Origin of the sequence: Clostridium sp., from assembly GCF_050717535.1 — a bacterium.
GTDB lineage: Bacteria > Bacillota > Clostridia > Clostridiales > Clostridiaceae > Clostridium_AD.
Genome location: NZ_JBOITM010000093.1, coordinates 1 through 18,522, shown reverse-complemented (window position 1 = coordinate 18,522; position 18,522 = coordinate 1). Strand labels below are relative to the sequence as shown.

General features: G+C 30.7%; 21 protein-coding genes and 1 rRNA gene. 18 read left to right on the top strand and 4 right to left on the bottom strand.

The window, feature by feature from the left end; translation table 11 throughout:
* Positions 1 to 129: 129 nt before the first annotated feature.
* The 12 genes from ACREVU_RS20545 (at position 130) to hisE (ending at position 9,363) form a co-directional block, all read left to right on the top strand.
* Complete coding sequence (locus ACREVU_RS20545; protein WP_431553465.1) at positions 130 to 969, top strand: MBL fold metallo-hydrolase; 840 nt, start codon at positions 130 to 132, stop codon at positions 967 to 969.
* A gap of 29 nt (positions 970 to 998) precedes the next feature.
* Positions 999 to 1,433 (top strand): DUF134 domain-containing protein, encoded by a 435-nt coding sequence (locus ACREVU_RS20540; RefSeq protein ID WP_431553464.1) that lies wholly within the window; start codon positions 999 to 1,001, stop codon positions 1,431 to 1,433.
* A 159-nt stretch (positions 1,434 to 1,592) separates the two neighbouring features.
* Positions 1,593 to 2,861, top strand: a complete 1,269-nt coding sequence (locus tag ACREVU_RS20535) for an ATP phosphoribosyltransferase regulatory subunit (protein WP_431553463.1) — start codon at positions 1,593 to 1,595, stop codon at positions 2,859 to 2,861.
* Positions 2,861 to 3,508 (top strand): ATP phosphoribosyltransferase, encoded by a 648-nt coding sequence (gene hisG / locus ACREVU_RS20530; RefSeq protein WP_431553462.1) that lies wholly within the window; start codon positions 2,861 to 2,863, stop codon positions 3,506 to 3,508. The genes ACREVU_RS20535 and hisG overlap by 1 nt, the downstream gene beginning before the upstream one ends.
* A complete protein-coding gene (gene hisD / locus ACREVU_RS20525) occupies positions 3,508 to 4,800 on the top strand; it encodes a histidinol dehydrogenase (RefSeq protein WP_431553461.1) in 1,293 nt (430 codons plus the stop codon). Before hisG ends, hisD begins: the two co-directional genes overlap by 1 nt.
* A complete protein-coding gene (gene hisC / locus ACREVU_RS20520; RefSeq protein WP_431553460.1) occupies positions 4,800 to 5,861 on the top strand; it encodes a histidinol-phosphate transaminase in 1,062 nt (353 codons plus the stop codon). The genes hisD and hisC overlap by 1 nt, the downstream gene beginning before the upstream one ends.
* A 46-nt stretch (positions 5,862 to 5,907) precedes the next feature.
* Positions 5,908 to 6,492: an imidazoleglycerol-phosphate dehydratase HisB gene (gene hisB / locus ACREVU_RS20515; RefSeq protein WP_503417264.1), complete on the top strand. Its 585-nt coding sequence runs from the start codon at positions 5,908 to 5,910 to the stop codon at positions 6,490 to 6,492.
* A gap of 13 nt (positions 6,493 to 6,505) precedes the next feature.
* Positions 6,506 to 7,108, top strand: coding sequence for an imidazole glycerol phosphate synthase subunit HisH (hisH, locus tag ACREVU_RS20510; RefSeq protein WP_431553458.1), 603 nt, complete (start codon positions 6,506 to 6,508; stop codon positions 7,106 to 7,108).
* Positions 7,108 to 7,839, top strand: coding sequence for a 1-(5-phosphoribosyl)-5-[(5-phosphoribosylamino)methylideneamino]imidazole-4-carboxamide isomerase (gene hisA, locus ACREVU_RS20505; protein ID WP_431553457.1), 732 nt, complete (start codon positions 7,108 to 7,110; stop codon positions 7,837 to 7,839). Before hisH ends, hisA begins: the two co-directional genes overlap by 1 nt.
* Positions 7,829 to 8,590, top strand: a complete 762-nt coding sequence (hisF, locus tag ACREVU_RS20500; RefSeq protein ID WP_431553456.1) for an imidazole glycerol phosphate synthase subunit HisF — start codon at positions 7,829 to 7,831, stop codon at positions 8,588 to 8,590. The genes hisA and hisF overlap by 11 nt, the downstream gene beginning before the upstream one ends.
* 28 nt (positions 8,591 to 8,618) lie before the next feature.
* On the top strand, positions 8,619 to 8,978 hold the full coding sequence (gene hisI / locus ACREVU_RS20495; RefSeq protein WP_431553455.1) for a phosphoribosyl-AMP cyclohydrolase: 360 nt from the start codon (positions 8,619 to 8,621) through the stop codon (positions 8,976 to 8,978).
* 49 nt (positions 8,979 to 9,027) lie between these two features.
* A complete protein-coding gene (gene hisE / locus ACREVU_RS20490) occupies positions 9,028 to 9,363 on the top strand; it encodes a phosphoribosyl-ATP diphosphatase (RefSeq protein WP_431553454.1) in 336 nt (111 codons plus the stop codon).
* 36 nt (positions 9,364 to 9,399) lie between these two features.
* Here hisE and ACREVU_RS20485 read toward each other — a convergent pair whose 3' ends face one another.
* Both ACREVU_RS20485 and ACREVU_RS20480 read right to left on the bottom strand, forming a co-directional pair.
* Complete coding sequence (locus ACREVU_RS20485) at positions 9,400 to 10,698, bottom strand: anti-sigma factor (protein WP_431553453.1); 1,299 nt, start codon at positions 10,696 to 10,698, stop codon at positions 9,400 to 9,402.
* 42 nt (positions 10,699 to 10,740) lie between these two features.
* Positions 10,741 to 11,271: an RNA polymerase sigma factor gene (locus ACREVU_RS20480; RefSeq protein ID WP_431553452.1), complete on the bottom strand. Its 531-nt coding sequence runs from the start codon at positions 11,269 to 11,271 to the stop codon at positions 10,741 to 10,743.
* A 245-nt stretch (positions 11,272 to 11,516) separates the two neighbouring features.
* Here ACREVU_RS20480 and htpG point away from each other — a divergent pair, with 245 nt between their 5' ends.
* Positions 11,517 to 13,397 carry a molecular chaperone HtpG gene (gene htpG, locus ACREVU_RS20475; RefSeq protein ID WP_431553451.1) on the top strand — a complete coding sequence of 627 codons (1,881 nt, stop codon included), beginning with the start codon at positions 11,517 to 11,519 and terminating at the stop codon, positions 13,395 to 13,397.
* A 184-nt stretch (positions 13,398 to 13,581) separates the two neighbouring features.
* Positions 13,582 to 14,364: a Cof-type HAD-IIB family hydrolase gene (locus tag ACREVU_RS20470; protein WP_431553450.1), complete on the top strand. Its 783-nt coding sequence runs from the start codon at positions 13,582 to 13,584 to the stop codon at positions 14,362 to 14,364.
* A gap of 69 nt (positions 14,365 to 14,433) precedes the next feature.
* Here the strand turns inward: ACREVU_RS20470 and ACREVU_RS20465 are convergent, their stop codons facing one another.
* The gene (locus ACREVU_RS20465) at positions 14,434 to 14,772 is read right to left on the bottom strand and encodes a winged helix-turn-helix transcriptional regulator (protein WP_431553449.1); all 339 of its coding nucleotides are present in this window, start codon (positions 14,770 to 14,772) and stop codon (positions 14,434 to 14,436) included.
* Positions 14,773 to 15,017: 245 nt separating this feature from the next.
* On the opposite strand from ACREVU_RS20465, the gene ACREVU_RS20460 reads away from it, so the two are divergent.
* Positions 15,018 to 15,302 carry a putative quinol monooxygenase gene (locus ACREVU_RS20460; RefSeq protein ID WP_431553448.1) on the top strand — a complete coding sequence of 95 codons (285 nt, stop codon included), beginning with the start codon at positions 15,018 to 15,020 and terminating at the stop codon, positions 15,300 to 15,302.
* Between the two features lie 67 nt (positions 15,303 to 15,369).
* The gene (locus ACREVU_RS20455) at positions 15,370 to 16,005 is read left to right on the top strand and encodes a flavodoxin family protein (RefSeq protein WP_431553447.1); all 636 of its coding nucleotides are present in this window, start codon (positions 15,370 to 15,372) and stop codon (positions 16,003 to 16,005) included.
* A gap of 54 nt (positions 16,006 to 16,059) precedes the next feature.
* Here ACREVU_RS20455 and hydE read toward each other — a convergent pair whose 3' ends face one another.
* On the bottom strand, positions 16,060 to 17,115 hold the full coding sequence (gene hydE / locus ACREVU_RS20450; RefSeq protein WP_431553446.1) for a [FeFe] hydrogenase H-cluster radical SAM maturase HydE: 1,056 nt from the start codon (positions 17,113 to 17,115) through the stop codon (positions 16,060 to 16,062).
* A 313-nt stretch (positions 17,116 to 17,428) separates the two neighbouring features.
* On the opposite strand from hydE, the gene ACREVU_RS20445 reads away from it, so the two are divergent.
* Entirely contained in the window at positions 17,429 to 17,659 is a 231-nt protein-coding gene (locus tag ACREVU_RS20445; protein WP_431553445.1) for a glutaredoxin family protein, read from the top strand.
* Between the two features lie 527 nt (positions 17,660 to 18,186).
* Positions 18,187 to 18,522 (top strand): 16S ribosomal RNA (locus tag ACREVU_RS20440); the annotation flags it as partial.

The following is an 18,522-nucleotide window of genomic DNA, read 5'->3' as shown; positions in this document are numbered from 1 at the left end:
AATTAAAGAAGGAAAGCAATCTAATGCGAAATATAGATAACTTCAGGCATTATTAAAATAGATATATTGAAAATTTTGTGTTTATAATGGTTAAAGATAGTATACAATAAACGAGAGTAGGTGAAAATAATGGATTTTAAAATAACAACACTTATAGAAGATAATCCTAGTGTAGATAAAAAATTATATAATGAGCATGGATTGTCTCTTTATATTGAAATTGATGGTATAAAGATATTATTTGATACTGGTAAGAGTGGAGATTTTGTTAAAAATGCTGAAACTTTAAATATTGACTTGAACAGTTTGGATTATGTTATGATAAGCCATGGACATTATGATCATAGTGGAGGATTTAAAAAACTTGTTGAAAAAACATCAAATTCATATAAATTAATTGTAGGAAACGGTTTTTTTAATAAAAAATATGGAATAATACAAGGGGAATCTGATAAGTATCTTGGTAATTCTTTTGACAAAGAGTATATCCACAAGAATAATATTGATATAAAATATATTAAACAAGACATATTCTATATTACTGAAAATATAATGATATTTACCAATTTTAAAGGAAATAATGATTTTGAGTTACCCAATAAAAGATTTCAAATAAAAAAAGATGGAAATTATGTTTTAGATAATTTCTCTGATGAAATAGTACTAGTAGTAAAGGGTGAAAAGGGCTTATTTATCATTGTAGGGTGTTCTCATGTAGGGATAGTTAATATTTTAGAGACGATTATGCTGCGAACTGGTTTACCCATATATGGTATTGTTGGGGGAACTCATTTAATAGAAGCAGATGAGCAAAGGTTAAATAAAACAATTGAGTTTTTTAAAGAAAAAGATATACAAATTATAGGAGTGTCTCATTGTACAGGAAAAAGTGCTTCTGAGGAAATAAAACGACAATTTGCCGAAAAATTTTTATACAATAATACAGGTAATATAATAGAGAATATTTAGGTTGATAAGTAAATGCAGGGGGAATTAAGATGCCAAGACCAATAAAATTTAGAAGAGTAGAGTTTTTTCCAGAAGACACTTATTTTGTTCCTTGGGGAAAGCCTAAATGTGAGATTGAAGAAATAGTTTTAAAAGTAGAAGAACTTGAAGCAATGAGACTTAAGGATATTGAAGAACTTAATCAAGAAGAGTGCGGAGAAAAGATGCAAGTTTCAAGGCAAACTTTTCAAAACATTATAGATAGTGCAAGAAAAAAGGTAGCCATTGCTCTCACAGACGGAAAAGCTATAAGGATAAGTGGAGGTAATTATAGAACTACATTTTGTAAATTTACATGTTCTAATTGTAAAAGCACATATGAAATAAAGTATGAACAAGATAAGCATATTTGCCCTGATTGTGGTTCGAACAATGTGCTTTGTAGCAGAAAAATAAGTGCTTGTAAAAAATGGTGTAATGATTAAATTGTACCTAATAATCAAAAGTTCTGAGTATAAATTCTCAGAACTTTTTTTGTATTATATAAAAAATTAACAAGTGTTGACTTGTACAATGAAAAATGGTATTATTTTATTAGTTTAGCGAGTTAACGTAATGAAGTGTTAAAGCAAAGGAGTGAAATTTTGAATAATTGGAAAAGAAATATACCTGAAGGTTCAAGAGATATACTTTTTGAAGATTGTAGTAATAAAATTAAGATTATAAATACCCTAAGGAAATTATATATAAATTCTGGTTTTTTAGAAGTGATATCTCCCACATTAGAATTTTATGATGTTTTTCAAGGGGATAATTTATCCATTGAACAAGAGAGAATGTATAAGATTTTTGATAATACAGGAAGAATATTGGTATTAAGACCAGACATGACAATGCCAATAGCCAGAATCGTAGCAACAAAACTTAAAGATTCATTATACCCACTACGAGTATGCTACAGCGGAAACATATTTAGAATGAATGAAAATTGGGATGGAAAGGTAAGTGAAACCACTCAATCTGGAATTGAAATAATAGGAAATGGAGGAGCAAAAGCAGATGCAGAAGTAATAATAACAGCAATAAAAGCACTTCTATCTATAGGTGTAGAGAAATTCGAACTTGAAATAGGACAAGCAGAGTTTTTCAAGGGTCTTGTTGAAGGTATAGACCTTTCGGAAGATGAGATGGAAAAATTAAGAGGGCTTGTTGAAAACAAAAATTTTGGAGCACTCAGACAGTTCATAGAAAAGAGAAAAGAAATACTTGGGACAAAAAAATTAGAGGCCTTAAAAAAACTACCTGAATTATTTGGAAATATTGAAATACTAGACAAGGCAAGAAGGTTAACACAAAATAAAAGAGCACAATCCGCAATAGATACTATAGAAACAATATATAAAAAAATAGAAAGCATAGGACTAGGTGATTATATTTCTATTGATTTAGGAATGGTACAGCATATTGATTATTACACAGGCATTATTTTTAAAGGATACAGTAGTAAGGTAGGAACTACAATTATTAGTGGTGGTAGATATGACAATTTGATTTCAAAGTTTGGTGAAACTAAACCTGCAGTTGGGTTTGCAATCAATGTGGATAATATCCTATCTGTTCTTGAAAAACAAGGTAATAATGAAAAAGATAGGCCAAAATTTCTTATTCAATATGAGGATTCACTGATAGGAGATTCAATAAAAATTGCAGAAAAAATTAGAGTAAAAGGCTTTGTTTGTGAATTAAGCTTATTTGAAGAAAAAGAAAAAGCTATAAGATATGGAGAGCAAAAGAACACAGATAAGATGATTTGCATACTTGAAGATGAAAAAGCTGAAATAACAGATATTAAAAGTGGTGAAATTTATCAAGTAGACATTCAGGAGTTTATTGAGAGTTTGGAGGAAAAATAATGAAGGTAATACGAATAGCATTAACAAAAGGAAGACTTGAAAAACACGCTATTAATATGTTTGAAGATATAGGAATAGACTGCAAGGAGCTTAAAAACAAAGGAAGAAAATTAATTCTTAAAGATGAGAAAAACAATATAGAATTTGTCCTGGTAAAATCCACAGATGTTTTAACCTATGTAGAACATGGTGCAGCAGACATTGGAATTGTAGGTAAGGATACACTGATGGAGCAGAATAAAGATTTTTATGAAGTAGTGGACTTAAAGGTTGGAAAATGCATGTTTGCTGTGGCATCATTACCGAGTTTTAGAAATTATGATGGATATAACCGTAAAAAGATAGCTACCAAATACCCTACAGTGGCAAAAGAGTATTTCAAAAAAAATAACGAAGATGTTGAAATAATTAAGCTTGACGGGTCGGTAGAACTTGCTCCAATACTCGAATTAGCTGATGCAATTGTAGATTTGGTTGAAACAGGAGACACTTTAAAGGAAAATGGATTGATTATTATAGAAAAAATTTGTGATATTAGTGCAAGAATGATTGTAAACAGAGCCAGCATGAAGATGAAAAAGGAGCGAATCAGCAATTTGATAATCAAGGTTCAACAATATGTAGACAGGAATGAGGTGACGGTATAATGATAAAAATCACAGAGGCAAATAGTAAAGAGGGAAAAGAATACATAAGATTTTTAGAGGAACGAGCTGAAGACGTCCAAAAGGATGCAAATATTGTAGTTAGTAAAATTTTAGAAGATGTAAGATCTAGAGGCGATGACGCCATAATTGAATACACACAAAAATTTGATAGTAAATTTATCACCTCGGAAAATCTTATAGTTTCAGAAGATGAAATTAAAAATGCATATAAAATGGTAAACCAAGATTTTTTAGACGCAATAACAATGGCAAAGCAGAATGTAGTGGAATTTCATGAAAAACAAGTAAGAAATCCTTGGACCATGAAAAAAGACAAGGGAGTTATTTTAGGTCAAACTGTAAGAGGACTTGAAAGTGTAGGAATATATGTGCCTGGTGGTACAGCAGCTTATCCTTCTACAGTTATTATGAACGCAATCCCAGCAAAGGTGGCAGGTGTTAAAAATTTAGTTATGGTAACCCCACCTACAAAAGATGGAAGTATAAATCCACATATTTTAGTAGCAGCAGATATAGCAGGAGTAGACAAGATTTATAAGGTGGGTGGTGCACAGGCAATAGCCGGACTCGCTTTTGGAACAGAGACTATTTCTAAGGTGGATAAAATAGTAGGCCCAGGAAATATTTACGTGGCCATGGCGAAAAAAAGTGTATTTGGCTTTGTAGATATAGATATGATTGCAGGTCCCAGTGAAATATTAATTATTGCAGATGAAAGTGCTAATGGCAAGTTTATTGCTGCTGATTTAATGTCTCAAGCAGAGCATGATGTACTTGCCTCTGCAATGCTTATAACTACTTCAAAGGAACTTGCAGAAAAGGTTCAATATGAACTAGAGATCCAAATAAAAGCTATGAGTCGTAAAGATATTATAAGTGAATCTTTGGAAAAATATGGTGTTATATTAATTGCTCAAAATATAAAAGAGGCTATTGATCTGGCAAATGAAATTGCACCAGAACATTTAGAAGTTATGCTTAATAACCCATTTGATTTTTTAGAGGATATAAAAAATGCAGGCTCTATATTTTTAGGTAAGTATTCACCAGAACCATTAGGCGATTATATTGCAGGGCCTAATCATGTACTTCCAACTAGTGGTACTGCAAGATTTTTTTCTCCATTATCTGTAGATGATTTTATAAAAAAATCAAGTTATATATATTATACCAAAGAAGCATTAAGTGAAGCGGCAGATAAGGTTATAGTACTTACTGAGGTTGAAGGCTTAACCGCTCATGGAAATTCTATAAAAGTGAGGTTAGAATAATGATACAGGATTTTTTTAGAAGCGATTTAAGTGATTTTACAGCATATGAACTTGGTAAAACTGACTATAAAGTTAGGCTAGATGCTAATGAAAATTTCAGTAATCTTTCTTGTGAGGTTAGGGCAAAAATAGCTTGGGCAATAGAGGATTCTATCTTTAATAGATACCCAGATCCAGGTGCATCAGAAGTATGTGCCCTTTATGCAAAATATGCAAAAGTAAAAAGTGAAAATGTAATGGCTGGAAATGGTTCAGATGAGTGTATACAAATTATTACTAATACTTTTTTAGATACTGGTGATAAGGTAATATTAACAAGTCCTGATTTCGCAATGTATGAGTTATATACTAAAGTTGCGGGAGGAATACCAATTGAATTACCTCTAGACAGTGAATTTAAATTTAATGTAGATGGTTTTATTTCAATGGCTAATAAAGAAAAAGTTAAAATTGTATTTTTATCCAATCCTAATAATCCCACAGGTGGTATTATTCAAAGAGCTGATATTATTAAAATAATAGAAGGTTGTAGCTGTATTGTAGTCATTGATGAAGCTTATATTGAGTTTTATGGACAATCAATAGTTGACAAAGTTGAATCATACGAAAATTTAATTGTACTTAGAACTTGTTCTAAGATTGGACTTGCTGCAATAAGATTAGGATTTTTGATTACTAATCTTGTTCTAATGGCAGAACTTAAAAAAGTTAAACCACCTTTTAATGTTAATGCAATTACTCAGAGCATAGCTTGTGTTATTTTTAAAAATCCGGATATTATACAAAAACATATAGAGCGGATACTTACAGAAAGAAAATACTTGTGGAAAAAACTAAGTGATATTCATGGGATAAAGCTTTATAAATCAGAAGCAAATTTTATATTAATTAAGTTCGAAAATGCACAAAAGACGAAAGAAAGACTTTTAGAAACTGGTATAAAGGTAAGGAGTTTTACGTCTACGGCACTACAAAATTGCTTAAGGATAACCGTAGGAAGCAGAGAAGAAAATGATTATTTAACAACCAATATTTCCCATGAAAATAATGCTTTTATATAAGCTTAACCACATTTGCTATTATAAAAAAGGAGTGATACCTGTGATTTTGAGACAATCCAAAATTGTTAGAGAAAGTAAAGAAACAAAGATTGAGATAAGTATAAATTTAGATGGATCTGGGAAGTATGAAGGGGACACGGGAATAGGTTTTTTTGATCATATGTTATGTCTTTTTGCAAAACATGGACTTTTGGATTTGTATGTAAATGTAGTAGGAGATTTGTTTGTAGATTCTCATCATACAATTGAGGATGTAGGCATAGTACTTGGTAGTGCTATTAAAGAGGCACTGAAGGGCAAAGAGGGGATAAAAAGATATGGAACTAGTTTTGTACCTATGGATGAAACATTGGCCACAGTGTCTCTAGATTTAAGTGGAAGAGCTTACCTTGTATTTGAAGGAAACTTTACAGTAGACCGACTTGGTAGCTTTGATACTGAGATGGTGGAAGAGTTTTTTAGGGCTATTGCAGCAAATGCTGGAATTACACTCCATGCAAGAATACTTTATGGTAAAAATAATCATCATATGGTGGAAGCACTATTTAAAGCTTTTGGAAAGGCACTGAGTGAAGCCTTAACCTATGACGAAAGAATAAAAGGTGTATTATCTACAAAAGGGTGCTTATAAGAGGAGGAATGTAATGATAGCCATAGTGGATTACGGTGTGGGAAATTTAAAAAGTGTTCAAAATGCGCTTAATAAACTTAATATTCCTTCCATAATATCTTCAGATAAAGATGAAATAGCAAAAAGTAGAAGCATCATTGTTCCAGGGGTAGGTGCTTTCCCGGACGCAATGAAGAATTTGAAGGATAGAGGACTAGATGTAGTAATAAAAACGGCAGCAATAAAAGGCAAACCGATACTTGGCATTTGTCTTGGTATGCAACTTTTCTTTGAGGAAAGCGATGAAATTGAAAAATGCCAGGGGTTAGGACTTTTAAAAGGAAATATTAGAAAATTAGAGGGTTCTATAAAAATTCCTCATATGGGTTGGAATGATTTATATTTTGAAACTAATACATCAATTCTAGAAGGTGTAGTAGAGCATAGTTATGTATATTTCGTTCATTCTTATTATGCAGAGGTTGGTGAGGAGAACATAGTAAATGCCTTTGGTATTTATGAAAAAAAGATACCTGCAATTGTAAGTAAGGGAAATATCTTTGGATTGCAATTTCATCCAGAGAAAAGTGGAGAGGCTGGAATGAAATTACTTGAAAACTTTGGGAGGATGATGTAATGAAGATTTTTCCGGCTATAGACTTAAAGAATGGAAAATGTGTTAGACTTTATCAAGGCGAATTTTCTTCATCCCAGGTAGTGGGCGAAGACCCAGTGCAAACAGTCCTAAACTTCGTGGCTGAAGGGGCAGAGTATCTGCATATGGTAGATTTGGATGGTGCTTTAAATGGAACCATTAAAAACATAAATAGTATTAATAGTGTTTTAAAGCATGTAAAGATCCCTATACAGTTAGGTGGTGGGATAAGAAGTTTGGATACTATTGAAATGTTACTTGAAAAGGGTTTAAATAGAGTAATATTGGGGACTGCAGCTTTGAACAATCCATCCTTAGTAAAAGAAGCGGTAAAAAAATTTGGAGATAAAATTGCAATTGGTATTGATGCAAGGGATGGATTCGTATCAGTTGAAGGTTGGAAAAAAAGCAGTAAAATAGAATATATTGATTTTGCAAAACAAATGGAGGATGTAGGGGTAAAAACTATTATCTTTACAGATATAAGTAGGGATGGCACATTGACTGGGCCAAATTTCCAGGCAACAGGAAAGATAAATGACGCGGTGTCATGTAATATTATTGCCTCAGGTGGTATGAAAGACATTGAAGATATTAAAAAACTAGTGCAGATGAATATGTATGGAGCAATAATAGGAAAAGCTCTTTATAGTGGAAATATATCTCTAGCAGAAGCAATCTCTGAGGGAAGGGGGATGCCATATGCTGACTAAGAGAATCATACCTTGCTTAGATGTAACTATGGGAAGGGTAATGAAGGGAATCAATTTTATTAATTTAACAGATGTAGGAGACCCTGTAGAAATTGCAGAGTTTTATAATAGTGAAGGTGCAGATGAAATTGTATTCCTAGATATAACAGCCACTCATGAGGGACGAAAAAATATGTTAGATGTTATAAAGCGAACTGCTGAAAAGATATTTATCCCTCTCACAGTAGGTGGGGGAATTAAGAGTATAGAAGATTTCAAAGAAACACTTAGAGCTGGAGCAGATAAAATATCTATAAACTCTGCAGCAATTAGGAATCCTCAGCTTATTGCGGAGGCAGCAGCAAAATTTGGAAGTCAATGCGTAGTGGTTGCTATAGATGGGAAAAAGAATGAGGACGGCTTAGGTTGGCATGTAGTTATAAATGGTGGAAGAATAAATACGGGCCTTGATGCAGTGAAATGGGCAAAAAAGGTAGAAGAACTAGGTGCTGGAGAAATACTATTAACAAGTATGGATGCAGATGGAACAAAAGAGGGATATGATATAGAGTTTATAAATGCAATTACAAGCACTGTAAATATTCCTGTTATAGCATCAGGTGGATGTGGTAAAATAGAAGATTTTTATGAGGTTTTTGAAAAAAGTGGAGCCGATGCTGCTCTTGCAGCTTCCCTGTTTCATTACAAAGAACTATCTATTAAAGAAGTAAAACAGTATCTTAAAAATAGTGGTATAGAAATTAGAATATAATTAAAAATAAAGAAATGTGGTGACTTTTGTGGAAGACAAAGTGGAGATTCAATTTAATAATGGATTATTACCTGCAATTGTGCAGCATTATAGTAGTGGGAAAGTTTTAATGCTGGCATACATGAACGAAGAATCCCTTAATAAGACTATGGAAACCGGAACAACTTGGTTTTGGAGTAGATCCAGAAATAAGTTCTGGAACAAAGGAGAAACCTCAGGGCATTTCCAATATGTAAAAAGCATAAAGATTGATTGTGATGGCGATACAATTCTTTTAAAGGTAAAACAAAATGGAGTAGCTTGTCATACGGGGAATGAAAGTTGTTTTTACAGGGAAGTTTGGAACGAGGAAGTAAAGAAAGAAACCAATCCAATTTCATATAAATAAAAATTTTAGACTAACAAAAATTAAATAAATATAGAAGGGAAGTAATAAAATGAGTGAAAATAACGTAATACAGGAACTTTATAAAATAATTCAAACAAGAAAAGAGAGTCCTATAGAAGGATCTTATACAAGTTACCTTTTTGAAGAAGGTTTGGACAAAATTCTAAAAAAAGTAGGGGAAGAAAGTGCGGAAGTTATAATTGGTAGTAAGAATAATGACCACAAAGAAATAGTGTCAGAAATATCAGATTTAGCATATCACATTTTAGTTCTTATGGTAGCACAAGGTGTAAAAGTAGAAGATATTGTTACTGAACTTGAAACAAGACGGAAAAAGATATGTAATAAAAAACAAAAGAGAGAAGATATAGTAGGTATACATTAACAAAAATAGGCATTCCAAATGAGGAATGCCTATTTTTTATGGCCTAAAAGTTACTTTCCCGGTCTTAGTATTAATATTTATTTCTACTATTTGAAAATCCATTAATTTTAAATTATCAATATTTTCTATAGATTGCACAGCAATCAAAGTATTATTGTCCTTAAACCAAAAAGTTTCTGTATAATTTTTAGTAACTAGTTTAGTTATATTTCCTTTGTCATCTTTAAAATTTAAATCTTCCGAATTTAAGAATTTACTTGTATCTGAAATTTCTTTTACATCTATTGGAAGTAATCCTAAAGTTTTTGACTTATCTACATCCCAAATCACTACATTTTTATCATCTTTGGCAGAAACTATCCATTTAGAGGATGAATCATTAAGCTTATTGTACCATATTGCTTTTTCTTGCATCTTAAAATTAGTAACAATCTCTTTAACGGTACCATTATTTACATCATAGATATATAAACTCTTATCAGACTTTAAATCTATTTCGGACACAAAGGTGCCAAATAACACATAGTTTCCATCAGGACTAATGCTAAAAGTTATTACCTCACTTCCTTGGTAGCTGCCTACCTTTAAATTACTAAAATCTAGAATAGAATAAATTCCTTTCTCTTTTTCAGTATAGTTATAAGCTATCATATGACCATAATTATAAACCATCATCTTACCATTATTACAGTAAATTGTTCTCCAGGGACCTACCCCTTGTGGTAATTGTTTCATTTTATTTAGCATTTCAACTAGCTTTTTTCTAGATGTTGTATTAACAGAAGCACTTATTACGTCTCTTGTTGGATTTAAGAGTTCTTTGGATATATCATTGAAATTAATTTTTACAGTTGAAGAGATTACAGAATTAACTGTTGGAACCAATTTTTCTGAGGAAGGCTCTATTACCGCATCTTTTTCTGTCATAGTAGTAGTAGTAGTAGTAGTAGTAGTAGTAGTAGTAGTAGATTGTATTGCTGTATTATAAATATTTTCACCATATTTAAATGTAATAAATATTAGAATCAAGGCTGCGGCCACTCCAATAAATGTGCCCCTTTTGAAATATAAACGGTAGAATGTTTTATTTGCTATTTTACCGGTATATCTTGATTTATTAATCTTGTTAAGTATTTCATCTTTTCTACTTTTAAGATTAACTTCTTCATTAGATAGCACATATTTAAAGGTATCCTCTAATTTTTTTCTGTCCTCTAATTTTTTACGGCAACTGTTACAATTAGCTATATGATTATCCATATCTACCTTTACATTGATTACTAGATCATCATCAAAATACTTAGGTATTAAAGATACAAATTTTATACATTTCATTTTTTATTCACCCCTACATTTTAAAGTTTTTAAATGTAATTTCTAGCTTATAAACAGTTGGTATTTATCATATATTTTGTAATATCTTTTTTTAACAGAGGATTCTGGCATATTTAAAATAAAAGCTATATCATGGAAGGTAATTTTATTTTTTGTATATCTCAAAAGTAATATCTGCAAATCAATTTTATTTAAACATTTAATAAATCTTAATATATTACCTTTTGTCTCCTTAAATTCTAAAGAGCTTTCAGGGGATTGAGTTATACATGAAACAATTCCTTCACAGTACTCAAGCTCAACCTTCTTCTTATTCTTTCTTATATAATCAATAGTTTTATTTTTAGCAATTTGAAAAACCCAAGTAGAAAATTTATATTCATTATTAAAAGTGTACAGTTTGTTATAGGCTGAGATAAATACCTCCTGAGATAGATCTTCTGATGTTTCATAGTTTCTAACTATGTTATAAATATACCTTTGTATACCAATCTCATATCGATTAATTATAATTTCAAATAATTCAGTATTTCCCATAAGAATAGACCTTACAATATCAATATCATCATTCATATCAAGCACCTCTTTTTACATTTCAACTATATTACGTATTAGTTTATAAATAGTTCCATTTAATCTATATAAATGAAGATATATTAATATTATGCAATAGAAAAGGTAAAAAAGAGAAACAAATGTTAAATGACATGTTGACAAAATATAAAAAAAGGTGTATTTTAATAGTATATTTAGCACTCAGCCACATAGAGTGCTAACAAATAAAAACAATAGGAATTGTACGAAAGGGGAAATTTTAATTGGAAAAGAAACAGTTTAAAACGGAGTCTAAAAGAATTTTAGATATGATGGTTAATTCAATATATACACATAGGGATATTTTTTTAAGAGAACTTGTCTCTAATGCTAGTGATGCTATTGATAAAATCTATTATAAGACATTAACAGATGAGGCCTTAACATTTGATAAGGAGAATTACTATATTACTATAGTTAATGATAAGGAAAACAGAATATTAAAAATTTCTGATACAGGTATTGGAATGTCAGAAGAAGAGCTTAGTGATAACCTCGGTGTTATAGCTCAAAGTGGGTCTTTAGCATTTAAAAAAGAAAATGAAATAAAAGATGGCTATGATATAATTGGTCAATTCGGAGTTGGATTCTATTCTGCGTTTATGGTAGCTGATAATATTACTGTTATAAGTAAAGTTTTAGGTAGCGAAAAAGCATATAAGTGGGAATCTGATGGCGCAGAGGGTTATACAATAGAACCTTGCGAAAAAGATTCTGTTGGTACAGAAATTATACTTAAAATAAAAGAAAATACAGAAGAAGAAAACTTTGATCAATATCTTGAGGAAAATGGAATAAAATCTATTATAAAGAAATATTCTGATTTTATTAGATATCCAATTAAAATGGAAGTAAGTGAATCAAGACTTAAAGAAGGTAGTGAAACAGAACATGAGGACTTTACAGTTGAAAAGACTGTAAACAGCATGGTTCCTATATGGAGAAAAAATAAAAGCGAACTTACAGATGAAGATTATGACAACTTCTATGCTGAAAAACACTATGGCTTTGATAAACCAGCTAAGCATATCCATATAAGTGTTGATGGCGCTATAAGTTACAATGCAATTTTGTATATTCCAGAAAAAACACCTTATGATTTTTATACAAAGGAATATGAAAAAGGCTTAGAGCTATATTCAAGTGGTGTATTAATTATGAATAAGTGTGCAGATTTATTACCTGACTATTTTAGTTTTGTAAAAGGAATAGTAGATTCAGAGGACTTGTCACTAAATATATCAAGAGAAGTTCTGCAACATGATAGACAGCTTAAACTTATAGCTAAAAACATTAAAAATAAAATAAAGAGTGAGTTAGAGAATTTACTTAAAAATGAAAGAGAAAAGTATGATGAATTCTATAAATCTTTCGGAAGACAATTAAAGTACGGTATTTATAGTGATTTTGGAAGTAATAAAGAAGTTTTACAAGATCTATTAATGTTTTATTCTTCAAAAGAAAAGAAAATGGTTACTTTAGATGAATATGTTTCTAGAATGCCAGAAGATCAAAAGTATATTTATTATGCTGCAGGAGAATCTAATGAAAGAATAGAAAAATTACCACAAATTGAAATGGTATCAGATAAGGGATTTGAAATTCTATACTTTACCGATGATGTAGATGAATTTGCTATCAAAATGATAATGAAATATAAAGAAAAAGAGTTTAAATCTGTATCAAGTGGTGACTTAGGTATAGAAGTAGAAGAAAAAGAAGACGATGTTAAGGCTGATGACAAAGAAAGTAAAGAATTATTTGAAAGTATGAAAAAACTTTTGTCAGGTAAAGTCAAAGACGTTAGGGCATCGAAGAGACTTAAAAACTATCCAGTATGTTTATCAAATGAAGGTGAGCTTACTATAGAAATGGAGAAAATATTAAGTGCTATGCCTAACAATGAGAATGTGAAAGCAGATAAGGTATTAGAAATAAATATAAATCACGATATGTTTAAAGCACTTAAAGAGTCTTTCGAAAATGATAAAGATAAATTTAATTTATATACAAATATATTATACAATCAAGCATTGCTTATCGAAGGGTTACCAATTAACGACCCAGTAGAATTTACAAACAATGTATGCAAAATAATGATATAGTACTATTTTTAAATGGAAAAGAACTGCTTAAGATGAGCGGTTCTTTTCCATTTAGCATTGCAGAAAAAATAAAGATGACGTTCATAAATTTAGACTATAATCTTATTTTCACAAACAATAATAGTATCATTATGATATAATGACACTATACTTTTAATAAGATTTAAGTAAGGAGAAAAGATCTATGATAAAACTAATTGCAACAGATATGGATGGTACATTACTAAATGATAGTGGAAATATAAACGAAAAGGTATTTGATTTAATACATGCTCTTAATGAAAAGGATATAAAATTTGCAGCAGCCAGTGGCAGGTTTTACTCTCAACTTAGCAAAAATTTTGAAAAAGTAAATACAAAAATGATATTTATTGCTCATAATGGAGCACTTGTTAAGTATAATAATAAGGGGAAGACACTATATTCAAATTATATTGATAAAAAAGAAATGGAGTCCGTAATAAATTTAAACCCAATGATGGGAGAAGAAATATTTTTAGCAGCAGAAAATGATGCATATGCAATGAATCCATCAGATAATATGTTAAAGCAATTCACATTTTCTCAAGTGCCTGTAATAGTGGTAAAATCTTTTAGTGAAATAAAAAATCCCATATATAAGATTACGTATTATATGGATGAGGGCATAAATTCATCTATAGTGGATTATCTAAAGAAAAATTTAAGTGATAAGCTAGAATTTGTTGTATCCGGACACAAGTGGATAGACATAATGAATAAAGGAATAAGCAAGGGTAATGCTATAAATATACTTCAAGAAAAATTTGAAATAAATCGAAAGAATACCATGGTCTTTGGAGATTATTATAATGATTTGACCATGTTTAAAGCGGCGCATTATAGTTATGCAATGGGCAATGCTCCAGAAGATGTGAAAAAGCATGCTAACTTTATTGCAGAAAGCAATAATGAAGATGGAGTATATAACGTATTAGCTTGTTTGTAACAGTTAGATTTATAATAAAAGATAGCCTTTCCTAGTAATAGGGAGGATATCTTTTTTTATAAAATTTAACTATAATAATTCTTTTGTATTAGGAAAATTCTTAATTGACCAATTTTGTATCATTTCTAATGCTGGAAAAAGTTCTTTGCCAATTTCTGTTAGTAGAAATTCTACTTTTGGTGGAACTTCAGGATAAACTATCTTTAATATTAAACCATCCCGTTCTAATTCATGTAATTTCTCATTAAGAACCTTTTGGCTAACACCACAAGTTATTCTTTGGAGTTCCAAAAATCTCTTTGGACCATCATTTAGATGGCATAAGATTACAGCTTTCCATTTACCGCGAATTAATTCCATTCCCAGATCAATATTACAAACGTATTTTTTACCATTATATGTAATCAATTGTACACCTACCTATTAAAAATTTATTAAATAAAAACATCGTAAATAACTATTATTATATACTATTGAACTTATAGTATCAATTTAGTTTTTAAAAAGCAGGCTGAAATCACTGGATATACAACAATTCATACCTTTTGGTAAGGTATCCTACAAAAAGGTGCGTACTTGTTCTATATTTTTTAAAGGCGTATACTTTAAAATAGAAAGTTGCTTAATTTAGAAAATATGAGGAGTGAATTTAAATGATAACTATAGTTGCAAAAAATTTAATAAAACAAGGTAAAACAGATGAATTTAAGGTTTTAGCGGAAAAACTTATAAATGAAAGTAGAAAAGAACGTGGATGTATAGCTTACAACTTATATGAAGATTCTAGTAATTGTAATATACTAACATTCATAGAAGTATGGGAAAATGGAGAAGCCATTAAGCTTCACAATAGTTCAGAACATTTCACTAGCATTGTTCCAAAATTTGGCGAACTTAAAGATGGTCAGTCAGAGATTAACTTGTATAAAGTGATATAAATCAATATTTGTCAGTTTGTCCATAGAAGTGGTTTATTTAAATATAATTAGAAGGCAGGTAAAAATTATGAAAGTTGTGGCATTTAACGGAAGTCCGAATAAAGAAGGAAATACATATCAAGCAATAAAATTGGTTTTAAATGAACTTGAAAAAGAAGGAATCGAAACGGAAATCATTCATGTGGGTAATAAGTCAATTAGAGGTTGTATTGCCTGCAATCAATGTGCGAAAAATAAAAATGAGAAATGTGTTCTTCCAGGTGATGAAGTTAATGAATGGATCCAAAAAATGAAAACTGCAGATGGAATAATTTTAGGGTCTCCTGTTCATTACTCAGCAATAGGAGGAACAATGAAATCATTTTTAGATAGAGCTGTTTATGTTGCGGGTAATAACGGTTCATTGCTACGACATAAGGTTGGTGCATCTGTTGTTGCTGTAAGGCGTGCAGGTGGTATTCCGACATTCGACCAGCTGAATCATTTTATTAATTATTCAGAAATGTTAATGCCAACTTCAAATTATTGGAATGTTATTAATGGAACAACACCAGGAGAAGCATTGCAAGATGAAGAGGGTATTCAAATTATGAGAGTGCTTGGAAAGAATATGGCATGGCTTATGAAATTAGTTGAAAATGGCAAAGAAAATATTAAAGCACCGGAAATAGAAGATAAAATAATGATGAACTTTATTCGTTAATATATAACTTTCCACTAAAAAAAGAGCCCTAGGGCTCTTTTTTCAATTATAAAATTATTCATTTTCATTTGGTTTAATAGGTCGATCTCCTCTAAACCCATAATTAGTTGAAACTTTTCGTCCAATACCAGTAATTTTACCTGTAATACATCCACGACAATGAGCGGGTGTATCACCAGTACATATTTTACCTGGATATAGTGCATACTGTTTCCTATATTCGCCTTCTGTAACATTAGGCATAACTACATTGGCCCCACTTTGTAGGGCCATGAGCCTTCCGTTTTTATTTAAGGACTCCATGGCCGTTGTTGCAGGTATGTTGATGTCAGGTAAGAGTAAACGGGTTATAGCCATAACTTTAAGGGCCAGAGTTAACTCTTTACCCTTTGCACTTGCAAGAGGGGTATCTTCATTTGGAATAAAAGGACCTATACCTAACATGTCAGCATCAATTTCTTTGAAAAATAATATATCATCCGCATAAGATTCTATAGTTTGGTTTGGAAGGCCCACCATAACACCGGTACCAACTTCATAGCCTAATTCTTTTAAATCTTTCAAACAATTTAGTCTGTTTTCGTGACTCATGCCCGGATCTAAATCTTCATATAGTTTTTTGTCTGTTGTTTCTATTCTTAAAAGATATCTATCAGCACCGGCGTTCTTAAAGGTTTTATATTCATTGTAAGTTTTTTCGCCTATACTTAAGGTGAGAGCTAAATCTAAAGCTTTTATTCCTTTTATTATTCTCACAATTTTATCACTAGTGTAATAGTCATCCTCGCCACCCTGGAGGACTATAGTTTTATAGCCAAAGGACTTGGCTTTAGTGGCAAAGTCTAAAATTTGTTCCTCAGTTAATCTATATTTAACTAAATTTTTATTATCTTTCCTTAGTCCGCAATAAAGACAATTTCTTTTACATATATTCGTGAATTCAATAAGACCTCTAAGATGAACCTCGTTACCTAAATATTTGTTTCTTACTTCATCAGCCGCGCTAAATAATTGCTGGTCTATATCACTGCTATTCAAAAGAGATATAATTTCTTGTTTGGTTAGTATATGTTCTGTTTTTGCTTTATCTATGATTTCTAATAATTTCATTGTTTAGAACCTCCTAGTAGTTCTCTAAAATAAGAGTTATAATCTCTTATTTTAGAGAAACTGTTTTAGGGTATAAAATAATTAACAATTGTTTTACCCTAAGATATAGTATTAATATTATCATAATGTTTAAAAAAATATATGTAAATATAAAATAATTAATATATTAATGGAAACATTAATATATTACATTAATAAGATACATTAACAGACAATCATTATTGACTTATGCAAAGAAAAATGCTAAGATTGAAATATAGTTTAATTGCATACGATTTAAATTTTAGGACTAAAAATAAAGGAGAGATTATTTATGAATAAAGTTGAGATTTATACAAGTAACACTTGTGGATATTGTCATATGGCTAAAGAGTTTTTCAAAGAAAATAATGTTGAATTCATAGAGCATAATATTTCAGAAGATCCAGAAGCAAAAAAAGCACTTATAAAAAAAGGATATAGAGGAGTGCCTGTAATAGATATAAATGGGCAAGAAATGGTTGGATTTGATAAAGAAAAAATAGTAGCGCTATTAAAATTATAGATTTACAAAGAATTAATGCTACAAAAATAAATCATATTTTAAATATAGTATGATACATAGCTAATAGATAGTTTAAATATCTATTAGCTATATTTCTATTTTATATTTAGCTATTAAAAGTCTCCATCACACCCCTGTGGCTTGAGACATGGTAAGATTGTTATATGTTAATATCTGTTTAAAAGTGAATCAATAAATTAACAATAGAACTATGGAAACTTTGTCTCTAAATGGTATTATTTATCTAAAGAATTATATAAGAGTCAATAAAAACGTTGACATGTACAATGTTTACTGTTAGAATAAAAAAGTAGTCATTTTATGGCGAACTAATAAATTCAAATTGGTCTTTGAAAATTAAACAGAGAAATAGGTAAAATAACGAAATAATATTTCGTTAGACCAGTTAATTACTTTAGATAAAGAAGTAAAATTTTAGTTGTAAGACTAAAAAGTATGTAATGAGCTTGAGTAACAACTTAATAGTTGTCTCAGATTATTCATTTCAAATAAAAAGTGTAAACTTTTAAATTGAGAGTTTGATCCTGGCTCAGGACGAACGCTGGCGGCGTGCCTAACACATGCAAGTCGAGCGATGCGATCCTTCGGGATCAATTAGCGGCGGACGGGTGAGTAACACGTGGGTAACCTGCCTCAAAGAGGGGAATAGCCTCCCGAAAGGGAGATTAATACCGCATAATATGTTTTGATCGCATGATCAGAATATCAAAGGATTTTCTTCGGAGATTCCACTTTGAGATGGACCCGCGGCGCATTAGCTAGTTGGTGAGGTAACGGCTCACCAAGGCAACGATGCGTAGCCGACCTGAGAGGGTGATCGGCCACATTGGAACTGAGACACG